The 15,377-nt window shown below is 68.3% G+C and carries 11 protein-coding genes; 6 read left to right on the top strand and 5 right to left on the bottom strand.

Annotated features, from left to right (window positions below; translation table 11 throughout):
• Window positions 1-6: 6 nt before the first annotated feature.
• From O4U47_RS01485 to O4U47_RS01475, 3 genes are all read right to left on the bottom strand, one after another.
• Window positions 7-357: a hypothetical protein gene (locus O4U47_RS01485; RefSeq protein ID WP_270675368.1), complete on the bottom strand. Its 351-nt coding sequence runs from the start codon at window positions 355-357 to the stop codon at window positions 7-9.
• Between the two features lie 126 nt (window positions 358-483).
• Window positions 484-999, bottom strand: a complete 516-nt coding sequence (locus tag O4U47_RS01480; RefSeq protein WP_270675366.1) for a DUF4245 domain-containing protein — start codon at window positions 997-999, stop codon at window positions 484-486.
• Between the two features lie 99 nt (window positions 1,000-1,098).
• Entirely contained in the window at window positions 1,099-1,740 is a 642-nt protein-coding gene (locus O4U47_RS01475; protein ID WP_270675364.1) for a TetR/AcrR family transcriptional regulator, read from the bottom strand.
• A gap of 127 nt (window positions 1,741-1,867) precedes the next feature.
• On the opposite strand from O4U47_RS01475, the gene glpX reads away from it, so the two are divergent.
• Window positions 1,868-2,896: a class II fructose-bisphosphatase gene (glpX, locus tag O4U47_RS01470; RefSeq protein WP_270675362.1), complete on the top strand. Its 1,029-nt coding sequence runs from the start codon at window positions 1,868-1,870 to the stop codon at window positions 2,894-2,896.
• Between the two features lie 324 nt (window positions 2,897-3,220).
• Window positions 3,221-4,720, top strand: a complete 1,500-nt coding sequence (locus tag O4U47_RS01465; protein WP_270675694.1) for a DUF3352 domain-containing protein — start codon at window positions 3,221-3,223, stop codon at window positions 4,718-4,720.
• A gap of 246 nt (window positions 4,721-4,966) precedes the next feature.
• On the opposite strand, the gene O4U47_RS01460 is transcribed toward O4U47_RS01465, so the two are convergent.
• Together O4U47_RS01460 and O4U47_RS01455 are read right to left on the bottom strand one after the other, a co-directional pair.
• Window positions 4,967-5,794, bottom strand: a complete 828-nt coding sequence (locus tag O4U47_RS01460) for an ABC transporter permease (RefSeq protein ID WP_270675359.1) — start codon at window positions 5,792-5,794, stop codon at window positions 4,967-4,969.
• Window positions 5,791-6,669 carry an ABC transporter ATP-binding protein gene (locus tag O4U47_RS01455; protein WP_270675357.1) on the bottom strand — a complete coding sequence of 293 codons (879 nt, stop codon included), beginning with the start codon at window positions 6,667-6,669 and terminating at the stop codon, window positions 5,791-5,793. Before O4U47_RS01455 ends, O4U47_RS01460 begins: the two co-directional genes overlap by 4 nt.
• Before the next feature lie 525 nt (window positions 6,670-7,194).
• Between O4U47_RS01455 and O4U47_RS01450 the strand changes: the two genes are divergently transcribed.
• The 4 genes from O4U47_RS01450 to O4U47_RS01435 all read left to right on the top strand — a co-directional run bounded on the left by O4U47_RS01450 (window position 7,195) and on the right by O4U47_RS01435 (window position 15,333).
• Window positions 7,195-8,241, top strand: a complete 1,047-nt coding sequence (locus tag O4U47_RS01450) for a lytic polysaccharide monooxygenase auxiliary activity family 9 protein (protein WP_270675356.1) — start codon at window positions 7,195-7,197, stop codon at window positions 8,239-8,241.
• Between the two features lie 180 nt (window positions 8,242-8,421).
• Entirely contained in the window at window positions 8,422-9,810 is a 1,389-nt protein-coding gene (locus O4U47_RS01445; protein WP_270675354.1) for a class II fumarate hydratase, read from the top strand.
• Between the two features lie 147 nt (window positions 9,811-9,957).
• Window positions 9,958-13,056: a DUF3427 domain-containing protein gene (locus O4U47_RS01440; protein ID WP_270675352.1), complete on the top strand. Its 3,099-nt coding sequence runs from the start codon at window positions 9,958-9,960 to the stop codon at window positions 13,054-13,056.
• 252 nt (window positions 13,057-13,308) lie between these two features.
• Complete coding sequence (locus O4U47_RS01435) at window positions 13,309-15,333, top strand: serine/threonine-protein kinase (protein WP_270675350.1); 2,025 nt, start codon at window positions 13,309-13,311, stop codon at window positions 15,331-15,333.
• The last annotated feature ends 44 nt before the right edge of the window (window positions 15,334-15,377 follow it).

The raw sequence follows: 15,377 nt of genomic DNA, 5'->3' as shown, positions 1-15,377 counted from the left end.
GCGGTGTCAGCGCTCGCCTTCGATCCCGTTCCTGAACGCGTCCTCGGCGGCGGTGGTGGGGTCCTGGGCGACGTCCTGCACGGCCTCGCCAGCGCTCTGGGCCTGGTCCGTGTACTCCTGCGCCTGCTCGCCCACGCCTCCCGCAGCCTCCTGCGCTTGGTCGGCCACGCCTCCCGCAGCGTCCTGCGCCTGCTCGCCCACGCCTCCCGCGGCTTCCTGCGCCTGGTCGGCGAAGCCCTGCGCCTCCTCGGCGTACTGCTGCCCCTGTTCCTCCGCAGTTCCCTGCAGGGTGTCGACCGCGTCCTGGGCGGTGTCTCCGAAGAGGCCCTTCAGCCAGTCGAGAATGCCGTCCATCATGGTGTCCGCTCCGTGGCGGGCGCCGTGCGCCCTAGGGGTATGGCTGTCGCTGCGCCATTACCCGTCCGATATAAGCGCAACGTGAAGGGGGAACGACGCGCGGCCCTCACGGAGTTCCGCGCGGCGTCAGCGCTCCTGCAGCGACCCGGCCAGCCGCTCCAGCTCCTCCTCACCGGCGCTGCCGCTGACGACCAGGAACTCGCCGTCCCCGCCCTCGTGCAGCAGGGCCCGGTCCCCCTCGGAGTCGGCGGCGTGGTGCCGCCATTCCAGCCCGCCCGCCTCGACGGTGCCCCCGGCCTCGCCCGGCGCCGCCGACGCGGCCGCCTCCGCGTCCCCGGTGATCAGGTACTCGGCATGCATGTCCGACGGGGTGGCGAACCCGACCGTCCACGACGCGCCGCCGTCGGTGCTCATGTTCGTGCTGGTCGGCACCCACCCCTCCGGCAGGCCCTCCGGGGCGTACACGGGGAAGTCGGCCTCGCTCGCCATCGCCTGGGCGTGCGGCGCGTAGTCGACGCTGGGGATGTGCTCGACGGTGCGCCAATTGACCACCAGCGCCATGAGGAGAAGGATCCCGACGATGATGGCCATGGCCAGCACCATGGGCCCCATGGCGGCCTGGGAGCGGTTGTAGGTACTCATGATGCTTCCAGCTTGCCGCACCCCGGCCGGTGGCCCGCACCGGGTCGGGTGTGGCCCGTACCCCTCTGTGGCGGCACCGTCGCCTTATGGGGCCGGTGTTCAGCCTTCGTCGACGCGCCCCTCGGTGCCGCGGCGCGGGCGCAGGTCGGACAGGAGCTCGGTGACGTCGTCGGCCAAGCGGCGGGCGTCGTCGTCGGACCGGTGCACCACCTCCGACACGGCGAGCAGCATCGCACCGCTGACGACCATGAGCAGCGCCTCGTCCACCGGTTCGTCGGCCTTGCGGAACAGGGCCACGTTGCGGTCGGTCCACTCGCGCAGCCGCACCCGCAGCTGGGAGTCGAAGCCGGGCGGGCCGTCGCCGCTGAAGAACAGCCGGGTGGTATCCCGCTCCTCGATGCAGCCGTCGAGGTAGGCGCGGGCGGCCGCGTACATGAGCCGTGTGGGGTCGGTCTCGCCCTCGGCCCGCGCGCGCGTCACCGCGGTGTGCGTCCGCTCCTGCTGGCGCTGCTGGAACTCCTCGTACAGGGCGAGGAAGAGGTCGGCCTTGCCGCCGAAGTGGTGGTAGAGGCTGCCGACGCTCGCCCCCGCCTGCTGGACGACCTCGCTCACGCCCGCCTTGGAGAAGCCGACGGTGCGGAAGACGTGCGCGGCGGCCTCCAGGAGGGCGCTCCGTGTCGCCGCACCGCGCGCGGAGCCGCGCTCCGGCTTGGCCCCGGTTTCGGCCTTGTCGACTGTCACGTCCGCGTCCCGTCCTTATCCGTCGCCCGCCTCAGGATGAGGCTACGCCAGTTCAATAGAGTTGATCCAAGCCCGCGCGCGCGGGCTCCTTCTTCACCAGCTCACGCCCCTTTTTGAGAGGCCTTCCATGACCGAGTCCACGCCGCCTGCGCCCAGTAGCGACACCGCCCCCGACCGCAACCTGGCCCTGGAACTGGTCCGGGTCACCGAGGCGGCGGCGCTGGCCGCCGCGCGATGGGTCGGGCGGGGCGACAAGAACGGCGCCGACGGCGTGGCCGTGCACGGGATGCGCCACCTGATCAGCTCCGTGTCCATGAAGGGCACCGTGGTGATCGGCGAGGGCGAGAAGGACAACGCGCCCATGCTCTACAACGGCGAGCAGGTCGGCGACGGCAGCGGCGCCGAGTGCGACGTGGCGGTCGACCCGATCGACGGCACGCGCCTGACGGCGATGGGCATGCCCAACGCGATCTCGGTGATCGCGGTGAGCCCGCGCGGGTCCATGTTCGACCCGTCGGCCGTGTTCTACATGGAGAAGCTGGCCGCGGGCCCCGAGGCGGCGAACGTGGTGGACATCACCGCGCCGGTGGCCGAGAACATCCGGGCCGTCGCGCGCGCGAAGGGAGGCGCGCCGCAGGACGTCACCGTCGTGATCCTGGACCGGCCGCGCCACGAGGGCCTGGTGCGGGAGGTGCGCGAGGCCGGGGCCCGCATCAAGTTCATCACCGACGGAGACGTGGCCGGCGCCATCATGGCGGCCCGCCCCAAGACCGGCGCCGACCTGCTGCTGGGCATCGGCGGCACCCCGGAGGGCATCATCACCGCCTGCGCGATGAAGTGCCTGGGCGGCACCATCCAGGGGCGGCTGTGGCCCAAGGACGAGGAGGAGCGGCGCGCGGCCCTGGACGCCGGGCACGACCTGGACCGGGTGCTGACCACCGACGACCTGGTCTCCTCGGACGACGTGTTCTTCGCGGCCACGGGCATCACCGACGGGGAGCTGGTGGGCGGTGTGCGCTACGAGGCCGGGGGCGCCATGACGGACTCGCTGGTGATGCGGGGGCGCAGCGGCACCGTGCGGCAGGTGCACAGCGAGCACCGCATCTCCAAGCTCGCCACCTACAGCGGGGTGGACTTCGCTTCGGCGACCTCCTGACGGCCCCTGCAGGGGGTCCTCTGGCGGCCGGGTCCGGCCGGACCCGGCCGCCAGAGGCGGAAGCCCCTCCTCGCCGGGCTAAGAGGACCTGTGCGGATTGGTACGGTCTTACAGGCAAAAGCGCACTCCGGAGGTCCGATGTCCTACCCCGATCCCCCCGGCCAGCCGCAATGGCAGCCGTCCGGGCCGCAGCCCTATGGGCAGCAGCCGCCCGGCGCCGGCGGGCCGCCCCCGATGGGTCCCGGGTATCCGCCCCAGGGCATGCCGCAGGGGCCGCCGCAGGGCCCGCCCCCGGGAGGGCCGCAGCGTCGCAGCCGCGTGTGGATGATCCCCGTGGCCGCCGGGCTCGGCGTGCTCCTCATGGGGTCCGGGGTGTGGGCCGCGAACACCGTGGTGACCCGCCTGTTCGGCGGGCCGCAGCCGGACACGGTGCTTCCCGGTGACGCCGCCGCCTACTTCCAGCTCGACCTGAAGCCGTCCGGGGCCCAGCTCGCCGACTACGCGAGCTTCGCGGGCAAGCTGCCCGACTCGGCCAAGGACGAGCTCGGCGACGACGAGGACCCGGCCGCCGCCGTCTTCGACGAGATCCTGGAGTCGAGCGACAGCGACCTCGACTACGAGGACGACATCCAGCCGTGGGTGGGCAAGCGCTTCGGTGTCGCCATGATGGCGGGCGGCGAGGACGAGGGGCCCGCCTTCGAGGCGGTCGTCGCGATCGCGGTCACCGACGAGGGCGCGGCCGAGGAGGTCGTCGACGAGCTCGCGCAGGACTTCTCCGGGACCGACGAGGGGGTGGGCGAGGTGCGGGACGGCTTCATGTTCCTCGCCGAGTCCACCCGGACCCTCGACGGCGTCGAGAAGAAGGTCGACGAAGAGGGCTCGCTGGCCGACGACGAGACCTACTCCTCCGACATGGCGGGCGTGTCCGACGACAGTCTCGCCGCCGCCTGGTACGACCTGGGCGCCACGTCCGACCTGATCCAAGAGGGGCTGGCCGGGTCGACCTACGGCAGCGACCCGTTCAGCACCGGTTACGACGAGTACGGCGAGTACGAGGACTACGGCTCGGGCGGCGGCTCCTTCGAGGACCTGAAGTTCGACGGCCGCATCGCCGCCGCCGTTTCGGTCGACGCCGACTACGTCGAGCTGCGCGCGGACCTGGTCGAATTCCAGATGGGCGACTTCTCCCTCGCCGACTACACCACCGAGCAGACCGGCCTGTCGGAGATGGCCGAGCTGCCCGACGACACCATGATCGCCATCGGCGGCAGCGGCATGGACGAGCTGTCCGAGCAGTCGTGGAACGACATGGCCGCCGTCATGCCGGAGGCGTTCGACGAGGCCGAGGACGCCATGGGGGAGATGGGCGTCTCCGTCCCGGACGGCTTCACCGACCTGCTCGGCACGCAGACGGCGCTGGGCGTGAGCGACCTGGACAGCGGCCTGGACGACCCGTTCGCGGGCTTCGACAGCGGCTCGGTGCAGTACAGGGCCTCGGGTGCGGACGCCGGGCTGATCGAGGACCTGGTGGAGGAGGCCTCGCAGGGCTCCTACTCCTCCCCGCCCGGGGTGAACTCCGAGGGCGACACGGTCGTGGTGTCCTCCGGGGCGACCGGTCAGGGGCGCCTGGGCGACGACCCGGTGTACCAGCAGGTCATGCAGAACAACGAGAACGCGGTGTTCGGCATGTACATGGACCTGCGCCCGTTCGCCGAGTCCGAGGGCGAGTCGGACGCCGACCAGTGGGGGGCCGTCGGCTACGCCTCGGCCCTCGACGGCGAGCGCGCCACCAGCAACGTCCGGTGGGCGCCCAGCGGGGGGTGACACCCCCTTCCGGAGAGCGCTGAAGGCCGCGCCGGGGAGCTTCGGCTCCACCGGCGCGGCCTCTTTCGTGTCCCGATGCCCCCGCCCCTTGATCCCGCCCGTTGCCCCCGGGAAGGCCGGGCGCGGTGGACCAGGGGGCGACGAAGGTGGCGGTTCCACCACCCGGTGACCTCGGCGGCGACCGTTCCACCACGCCAGGTGCCCGAACCGGACGGCCCCCGCGGTCGACGACGGGAGGGGCGGCCCTCAGTCGATCAGCCGCCGCCGCATCTGGAACACCGCCAGGCCCCAGGCGACGACGACGAAGGCGGCCAGTGCGGCCCAGTGGAGCGCGGCCGTGCCCGTGCCGATGCCGAACGCGGCCCCGCGCACCAGCTCCACACAGTGGTAGAGCGGGTTGAGCTTGGAGATCCACTGCGCCCACCCGGGCAGCTCGTCCAGCGGGAAGAAGGTGCCGGCCACCAGGAAGATCGGGGTGATCAGCCCCGAGATGACGTAGTCGATGGTCTTGATCGAAGGCACCAGGGCGGACATCCAGATGCCCATCAGGGCGAACCCGAAGCCGGTGACCAGGGCGATCAGCGGGACGGCGACCATCCCGGCGGCCGGGGGCAGCCCGAAGCCGATCGCCACCAGCAGCGGGGCGCAGCCGTACACCCCGGCGCGCAGGGCGATCCACGCGGCCTCCCCGGTCACCAGCTCCCGCACGTCGACCGGGGCGGCCAGCATGCCGTCGTAGGTGTGCTGGAAGACCCGGCGCACATAGGTGTCGATCAGGCCGGGGTAGATGGAGGTGAACAGGACCGAGGTGGCGACGATGCCGGTGCCGATGAAGTCCAGGTACCGGTACCCGGCGACCACCCCGACCAGGGATCCCAGTCCGAAGCCGAACGCGAGCAGGAAGATGACCGGCTCCACGACGGCGGCGAAGGTGGTCGGCTTCCAGCTGCGCCGGTACAGGGCCCACTCACGGGTGAGGACGCCCTTGACGGGCGCCAGCTCGAACCGCCCGGGCGGTCCCGTGCGCGCGGCGGGCGCCGCCTCCGGGCGCTCGGCGGTCTCCTGCACGCTCATTCCACACGCTCCCCGGTCAGGCTCACAAACACGTCCTCCAGGTTGCTGGGGCGCACGTCGCCCCGGCCCAGCTCGCCGCGGAGGCCCTCGGTGATCTCCTCGGCGCGCATGACCGCCAGGGCGGCGCCGGTGCGGCGGGTGGGCAGCCCGGCGGCCTGCGCGCGGCGCTCCAGTTCCTCGTGGCCGTCGGCTCCGGCGGGGAACTCCTCGACGGTCTTGCCCGCGTACTGGGCGATGAGGTCGGCGGGGACGCCGTGGCGGACGACGCGGCCCCTGGCCATGAGGGCGACCTCGTCGGAGAGGCGTTCGGCCTCCTCGATGTAGTGCGTGGACATCAGGACCGTGACGCCTTCGTCCCGCAGGCTGGTCACCAGGCTCCACAGCTCTTGGCGGACCTGCGGGTCCAGGCCGACCGTGGGCTCGTCGAGGAGGACGAGGCGGGGGCGGTGCACCAGGCCGCGGGCGATGAGCAGTCGGCGCCGCATGCCGCCGGAGAGCTTGTCGGCCCGGGTGTCGCGGCGGTCCTCCAGGTGGGCGATGCGCAGCGCGCGCTCCACCGCTTCGGCGCGCTCGGCCTTGGGGACGCGGTAGAGGTGGGCGAACACCAGGAGGTTCTCCGCGGTGGTCAGCTCCTCGTCGAGGTTGTCGTGCTGGGGCACGACGCCCATGAGGGCACGCGCGCGCTTGGACTCGCGGGGGACGGAGTGGCCGAGGATGGTGATCTCCCCGTCGTCCGCGCGGGTCTGGGCGGTGAGCATGCGCATGGTCGTCGATTTCCCGGCCCCGTTCGGGCCGAGGAGCCCTAGGACGATGCCCGACGGCACTTCAAGGTCGAGCCCGTCGACGGCGCGGAGGGCGCCATAGGACTTGACCACCCCGCGAAGGGTGAGGGCGGGGGGTTCTCCTCGTGATGATGACGGCATACGGACACGGTAGAGAATTCAGGTGAGCGCTCCCACTGGTTTTTCGGCCGGTGACGGGCTGTGGAGCGGGACGGGTTCGTCACTGAACACCACTGGGCGCCACCGAGGGAATGCGGACACACACAGAGCGCAGTCACGGCGTGCTCCCCTGTCCGACCAGGTCAATGGGCCTACGAACGTCCCCCTTCGCCGACCGCGCCCCCTTTTCCCAATCGCGGAAATTTCGGATGACAAAAACCCGTTCGCCACCGGAAGGGTTGTTTAGCATTACTGATCCGAATGCGCAAGCTCCGCAGGTCAAGGGGTCTTTTTCCGACAATCCTCCGCATACTCATCACGGATGTGTAGAGTCCTCCTCCGAACCTTTCGGGTGGGCTGGAACCGAGCCCGGAAGGTCGTCCCCTCCAGCCCGGACGGCCGCGCGGCCTGATCAGCCGCGCGGTTCCCCGCTACCGTCCAAACTGAGGAGAAGCACCGATGAACAAGGGACGCACGGCCCGCGCCGGGGCGGTCCTGGCCGGGGCCGCACTGGCCCTGGTCGGCGCCGCGACCGGGACGGCCGCCGCCCACGGCACGATGGGCGAGCCGGTCAGTCGCATCGCCGCGTGCTACGCCGAAGGGCCCGAGAACCCGCAGTCCGAGGTGTGCAAGCGGCTCGTCGAGGAGAACGGCGCCCAAGCGCTGTACGACTGGAACGAGGTCAACATCCCCGACGCCGACGGGCGCCACCGGGAGATCATCCCGGACGGGGAGCTGTGCAGCGCCGGACGCGAGAAGTATTCGGGCCTGGACGACCCCGGCGCGTGGGAGACCACGGCGCTGCCGTCGGGCGGCGAGTACACGTTCAGCTACACGGCGAGCGCACCGCACAAGGGGTACTTCGAGCTTTACGTGACCAAGGACGGGTGGAGCCAGGACCAGGAGCTCACCTGGGACGCGCTGGAGGACGAGCCGTTTCTGCGGGTCGACCAGCCCGAGGTCGTGGACGGCGCCTATCAGTTGACGGGACGGCTGCCCGAGGGCAAGTCGGGGCAGCACCTGATCTACGCGGTGTGGCAGCGAACGGACAGCCCGGAGGCGTTCTACTCCTGCTCGGACGTGGAGTTCGGCGGTGAAGGGACCGGGACGTCGTCGTCGGAGGGGGCCGGTGAGCCCTTCGCTCCTGAGGAGCACGGCGACCATGGGGAGCACGGCGGCCACGCCGACGGCACCGCCGGTGGCACCGGCTCCGGCGAGGAGGCCCAGCTCGCGTCGGGCGCCGATTCTGGCGGCACTTCTGGTACCGGTGACGCCGACCCCACCCCTGCGGATGAGGCCGCTCCTCCCGCGTCCGGTGAGTCGGGCGGGTCGAGCGAAGAGGACGGTCCGGGCCAGACGGCCGCCGACGGCTCCTCGGAGTCCCTCCCCGTCACCGGGTCGGCGCTGACCGGGCTGTTCCTGGCGGCGGCGGGCGCCATCGCGGTCGGCGCCACGGCCATCGCGATCGGCCGCAAGCGGCGTTCCGCCGGCGCCCACAGGTCCTAGCAGGTGAAGCCGTAGGGGCGGGACGCCGACTCAGCCGTCGGCGCCCCGCCCCTCATGCGTCGGCGTGACCCCTCCCACATCGCCCGAGGTCACGCGCGGACTGTGCCGGGGGCAGCCCCACCCCCCACCTCCACTTCTGGCAATCTTGGGGGCAGGTTTCCCTGGAGGTGTCTTTCAACGATGAGTGAGTTCCGCATCGAGCACGACTCGATGGGCGAGGTCCAGGTCCCCGCTAAGGCCAAGTGGCGGGCCCAGACCCAGCGCGCGGTGGAGAACTTCCCGATCTCCGGCCAGGGGCTGGAGACCGCGAACATCGAGGCGCTCGGCCACATCAAGGCCGCCGCCGCCAAGGTCAACGCCGAGCTGGGGGTCATCTCCGACGAGCTCGGCAAGGCGATCCGCCAGGCGGCCCTGGAGGTCGCCGAGGGCAAGTGGAACGACGAGTTCCCGATCGACGTGTTCCAGACGGGTTCGGGCACGTCGAGCAACATGAACAGCAACGAGGTCATCGCGACCCTCGCCAAGGACGCCACCGGGCTCGACGTGCACCCGAACGACCACGTCAACGCCTCGCAGTCGTCCAACGACGTGTACCCGTCGTCCATCCACATCGCGGCCACCTCCGCTGTGGTGAACGACCTCGTTCCGGCGCTGGAGCACCTCCAGGGCGAGCTGAACCGCAAGGCCGTGGAGTTCGCCGGGGTCGTCAAGAGCGGGCGCACGCACCTGATGGACGCCACCCCGGTGACGCTGGGGCAGGAGTTCTCGGGGTACGCCGCGCAGGTCGGGTACGGCGTCGAGCGCCTGAAGGCGGTGCTGCCGCGCGTCGCGGAGCTGCCGCTGGGCGGAACCGCGGTGGGCACCGGCATCAACACGCCGGAGGGCTTCGCGCCGCGGGTCATCGGTGAGATCGCCCAGACCACGGGCCTTCCGCTGAGCGAGGCGCGGGACCACTTCGAGGCCCAGGGGGCGCGCGACGGGCTGGTCGAGCTGTCGGGGCAGCTGCGGACGATCGCGGTGGGCTTCGCCAAGCTCGCCAACGACATCCGCTGGATGGGCTCGGGGCCGCGCACGGGCCTGAGCGAGCTGCGCCTGCCGGACCTGCAGCCGGGCTCGTCGATCATGCCGGGCAAGGTGAACCCGGTGCTGTGCGAGGCGATGCTGCAGGTGTCGTCGCAGGTCGTGGGCAACGACGCGGCGGTGGCCTTCGGCGGCGCGAGCGGCAACTTCGAGCTGAACGTGCAGCTGCCGATGATCGCCCGGAACATCCTGGAGTCGGTGCGGCTGCTGGCCAACGTGTCCCGCGTCTTCGCCGACCGCTGCGTGGCCGGCCTGGAGGCCGACGAGGAGCGCTGCCGGGAGTACGCGGAGTCGTCCCCGTCGATCGTGACCCCGCTGAACCGCTACATCGGCTACGAGGAGGCGGCCAAGGTCGCGAAGCAGGCCCTCGCCGAGCGGAAGACGATCCGCCAGGTGGTCATCGAGCGCGGGTACGTCACCGACGGCAAGCTGACGGAGGCCCAGCTCGACGAGGCCCTCGACGTCCTGAAGATGACGAACGCGAAGTAGTCCTCCAGGACATCGCGCAAGGCCCTCGGTCGTCAGACCGAGGGCCTTTCTGTTGTCCCGTCGGTGGAGCCCCAGGCTCGGAGGGCCGGAGCGGCTCTCCTCTCAAGCCTTACGCCCTTTGGGGGATCTGCCGATACTGTCAGGAGCATGAGCGACCTTTCCCCTGGGGTGTACGAGCGGCTCATCACACGTGAGCTGCAGCGACGCCTCGCAGAGGTAGATGACGAACTCCAACAGCGCGGAAAGCTGAAGGATGTCGACGGCAAGGACCTGCTCGTCAAGCACGTGGCTGAGCTGACCAAACGCGCGCTCTCGTTCGTCGATAAGAACGACGAGAGCTTCAAGGACCAGGTCCGTATCGTCAACAAACTTGGCGCCGTCCTCGCGGAAGCGACTGACAAGGCCGTCACCGAGGACGACCAGCTTGTCGACGCAGAGGATCCCCTCCTGAGCATTGCTCGTGAGATGACTCCTGACGACAAAGGTGTATTTCCCAAGCGCCCGGACATACCGTTTTCGTCCAGTGCGCTGCTCGTCAACGGTCGCGATCAACCTCAGATTGGACGAGAGGTCACGAAGGAGCTCGACTCGGCGGATCGGGTCGATCTACTTTGCGCTTTCATCAAGTGGCATGGGCTTCGGCTCATAGAACCGCACCTGCGCGCCTTTCTAGAGCGCGGAGGTCAGTTGCGCGTAATCACCACAACTTATATGGGCGCAACCGAAGTGCAAGCAATCGACCGCCTTCAGGAGCTCGGTGCTGAGATTTCTATCTCATACGACACCAGGAGGACGCGACTGCACGCCAAAGCTTGGCTTTTTCACCGTCACTCAGGAATGGACACCGCCTACGTCGGATCGTCCAATCTTTCCCGCTCGGCCATGCTCGATGGCCTGGAGTGGAATGTACGCCTCGCCCGAGCCGAACAGCCTCATCTCATCGACACTTTCGCAGCCACTTTCGAAGAATACTGGAATGATCTTTCATTTGAAAGATACCATCCTGAGCGAGACCACGATCGACTTCGCACAGCGCTCTCTCACGCTGGGGCACGTGAAGACGATCAGGTCGACACAGTGGCCAATATCGACATCACCCCCTTCCCGTACCAGGGAGAGATCCTTGAGGCTCTCGAGGCCGAGCGCGAAGTTCATGGTCGGTACCGCAACCTCGTCGTCATGGCTACCGGGACAGGGAAGACCATCGTTGCAGCACTCGACTATGCACGACTAAAAAAGTCGGGCAAGATTAATTCCCTTCTTTTCGTCGCCCATCGACAAGAAATTATCAAGCAGGCACGCAAGAGATTTCGCGAAGTCCTCAAGGATGGATCATTCGGCGAACTCCTCGTGGATGAAAATAGACCTCAACACTGGCAGCACGTATTTGCGTCGGTGCAATCCCTCAAGCATCTTAAATCTCTTCCCAATAATCACTTCGACATGATTATTGTCGATGAGTTTCACCACGCTGAAGCGCCCACCTACGCCCACCTCCTTGATCGTGTGGCCCCCAAAGTACTCCTCGGACTGACAGCGACTCCCGAACGGACCGATGAGAAGGATATTCTCCATTGGTTCGATGACGGAAAGATCGCCGTTGAGCTGCGGCTCTGGGAGGCACTGGAACGCGGTCTGCTCTCCCCCTTCCATTATTTCGGGATCCACGACGACGTCGACCTCAGCGATATTCCGTGGCGTAGGGGCGTCGGATACGACCTGGAGTCACTGAGTGAGGTTTATGTCGGACTCGACTCTCGCGTGAACCTGATTGTCGAGGCGCTTCAAGAGAAAGTGGCGGACATCTCAACCCTGAAGGCCGTCGGGTTCTGCGTCGGCGTGAACCATGCAAAGTACATGGCGCAGGAGTTCGAGAAACGAGGGGTCCCGGCCCGGGCGGTGACGGGACAGCTCAGCACGCCTGAGCGCGAAGCAGCGCTTCGCGATCTTAGAGACGGCCGCATCAAGGCCGTCTTCACGGTGGACTTGTTCAACGAAGGCGTTGATATTCCCGCGATCAACACCATTCTCTTCCTGCGCCCGACGGAGAGTGCCACCGTCTTCCTTCAACAGTTGGGCCGTGGCCTGCGACTGACTGAGGACAAGCCAGTCCTTACAGTCTTGGACTTCGTTGGCCACCAGCGGAAGGAATTCAGGTTCGACAAGCGCTTCACCGCTCTAACCGGCATTTCGAGAGAAAACCTCAAGAACGAGATTCAAGCCGAATTTCCAACGCTCCCCGCTGGATGCTCGATCGACCTGGACCGCGAAGTCAGCAAAATTGTCCTTGATAACATCAAGCAAGCTCTCAAATTCAAGCTCAAGGACGCTGCGGCCGATCTCAGAGGTATGGGCCGAGTACATCTCGCTGAGTACCTAAAGAGAACCGGTAGAGAGCTCGAAGACCTCTATGGTCCAAACCGTGGTGGCTGGACCGACCTTCTTCGCGAGGCAGGCCTTGACGATCGAGAGATCCCTGACAGAGATGACGATCAGGCACTAGCGCGGGCCTTCGGGCGTATGCTCCATGTGGATGACACCGAGCGACTCAACTTCATTAAGGATGTACTGACTTCTCCCGAGCCGCCAAAGCAACTCAACAACGATCTTCACCACAGTCGGCTACTAGCGATGCTTCATGGTCTAATCAATGGAAATCAGCGTCTCTCTGCCATGGAAGCAAACATGGCAAGATTGTGGACCAACGAGGCTCGCCGGGAAGAACTTCTCGAAATCGCAGATATCTTGGACGAGCGGATTCATCGAGTAACTACTCCAGTGGACGCCATCTCCCATCTCCCTCTTCGTCTTCATGCGAGCTATAATCGCAATGAGGTTCTGCGCGCGTTTGGCGTTGACTACACACGCTCGGCCGTCGAGGGAGTTCGTTGGATTGAAAACGAGAAGTCCGATGTCTTCTTTGTGACTATCGACAAGTCGGACCGAACTTTCAAACCCACGACCATGTATCACGATCGAGCCATCACGCCGCATCAGTTTCAATGGGAATCTCAGGGGAGAACCCGAGAGTCGTCATCAACAGGGCAGCGGTACATTAACCATGTCGAACAAGGGGTCACGGTTCACCTATTCATTCGACCTAACAAGGCCGCACCGGCCTATCTGTACGCAGGCCCAATGACATACGTCAGCCATGAAGGAGAGCTCCCCATGCGCATCCTATGGAACCTCCACCACGCGCTTCCGGCAGATGTCTTTCATTACGCAAAAGTCAACGCGGGCTGAAGTCGCCTCAGCACGAGCACCCGACGCGTAGTGAGACACAGACAGCAGCGCGTGCGTCGGGTGCCCCCGCGCGCATGCCCCAGCTTGACCGGGCCAGCACCAGCCTGCAGACGACATAGCCAGGTGTGCTGTACCCCCAGAAGGCCCGATCCGGACAGGGGGGATGCCTCCCTCTGGGCCTGTCCGGTGTGGCTGGTTAGTAGTCTGCATGCACGATCGCTTACGTTATCTCCCCCTTGAGAGGCCTCACTGATGTCCACGGATGAGGGCGCCCGTGTCGTGATGGGGCGCTACCGGTTGGACAAGGAGCTGGGCCGCGGCGGTATGGGCATCGTCTGGAACGCCTGGGACACCCAGCTCCAGAGGGCCGTTGCCGTCAAGGAGATCCTCCTCCCCGCTCACCTGTCCGACAACGAGCGTTCCGAGGCTCGTGCGCGTGTGCTCCGGGAGGCGCAGAGTGCCGCCCGGGTCCCGCACCCCTCCATCGTCACCGTGCACGACGTCTTCGACTTCGAGGACAACCCGTGGGTGGTCATGGAGCTCATCCCCGGGCACTCGCTCGACCAGGAGCTCGCCGAGAACGGGCCCCTGCCGCCCTCGCGGGCGGCCGCGCTCGCCGGCGCGCTGATCGAAGGGCTCAAGTCCGCCCACGCGGCCGGCGTCGTCCACCGCGACATCAAGCCCGGCAACGTCATGGTCTGCGAGAGCGGCCGCGTCGTCATCACCGACTTCGGCATCGCCACCATGGAGGGCGGCGCCTCCATCACGGCCACCGGCGCGCTCATCGGGTCGCCCGAGTACATGCCGCCCGAACGCCTCCTGGGCGAGGCCGCCACCCCCGCCGGCGACCTGTGGAGCGCCGGCGTCACCCTCTACCAGGCCGTCGAGGGCTCCTCCCCGTTCCGCCGGGGCACGATCACCGCGTCCATTTCGGCGGTCGTCTCCGACCCTCTGCCGGAGATGCGCCAGGCCGGTCATCTCCAGCCGGTCATCTCCGGGCTCCTGGAGCGCGACCCCGCGCACCGTATGGGGACCGACGCCGCCCTGGAGCTCCTGCGGTCGGCCTCCGGACCCGGCATTGGGACCGGGCCGTCCGCCGCGTTCGATCCAGGCCCTCGCGCCCCTGAAGGAGTCGCTCCGGGCACTGGCCCTGGGGGCGGTCCCGAGGGTGGGCCCGGGACGCCCGCCGGCGGTGTCCCCGCGGAGATGGGGATGGGCGGGCCGACGCCCGGCACTCCGGCCGGGGGCGTGCCTGCCGAGATGGGCATGGGCGGGCCGGGCGGGCCCGGTGCCGTGCCTACCGGCGGCACGCCTGCGCACGGAATGCCCCCTGGGCCTCAAGGACCCCCTGGCGCACAGGGCCCCCAGGGCCCTAGTGGCGGCTGGCCCTCCCCCGCGGCGGCTGGGCCGCCGCCTGGACCTCCTGGACCTCCCCAAGGGCCCGGCCCCGGCTATCCGCCCGGCGGGCCGCCGCCTGGGCCGCCTGGGCCTCCCCCCGGGCAGCCGGCCTACGCGGCCGCCGGTCCTCCTCCACAGGCCCCGAAGAAGTCGGGCAGCAAGGCGCCTCTGATCCTCGGCCTCGGCTGCGTGGTGCTCGTCCTCCTCCTGCTGGGCGGGTGCGGTGCGTTCATCGTGCTGGCGAACAACGCCGGGAGCAGCTCAGGCGGGCCGGAGACCGCCTCCGACGGCCCCGAGAGCGGCGGCTCGGCCGACACCGAGGCGCGCGAGGACTCCCCGGACGCCGGGGGCTCCGAGGGCGAGGGCTCCGAGCAGGCCGAAGGCGTGCCCACCGACTTCGAGACCTACTACGGGGACCGCTTCAGCGTCGACTACCCCTCGGGCTGGACCCTCGACGACAGTGACATGTCCTCCGACGGCACCGGCACGGTCACCATGGCCGACTCCACCGGCGAGCGCCGCTTCATGCTCGCCACGTGGGACCTGGAGGGCGACCAGGGCAGCCTGGAGCGCCTGGAGGCCAACGACGAGACCTTCAAGTCGTCCGGCGACTACGAGAACTACCGCACCGACGAGATCCGGGAGCTGGAGGAGGACGAGTACCCCTTCCTCTGGGACCCGGAGTACGACGCGGCCTTCGTCGTCAACCGCTACACCGGCAACGACTGGGACAACCCGGACCGCTACCTGACCGAGTACTCCGTCCAGCACGGCGGCCAGGGCTTCACCCTGTCCCTGAACGTCCCCGAGGACGAGGCGGACGCCTACGCGCCCGTCCTGCAGCACTCCTTCGACAGCTGGTTCTTCCTGTCGATCTGACGCCGAGCCGACGCCGAGCCGACCGGGGATAGAGCGGGGAGACG

This window comes from Nocardiopsis suaedae (genome assembly GCF_027706745.1).
GTDB lineage: Bacteria > Actinomycetota > Actinomycetes > Streptosporangiales > Streptosporangiaceae > Nocardiopsis_A > Nocardiopsis_A suaedae.
Note: the sequence above shows the minus strand (reverse complement) of the source record. Positions and strands in the feature narration are given on the sequence as shown.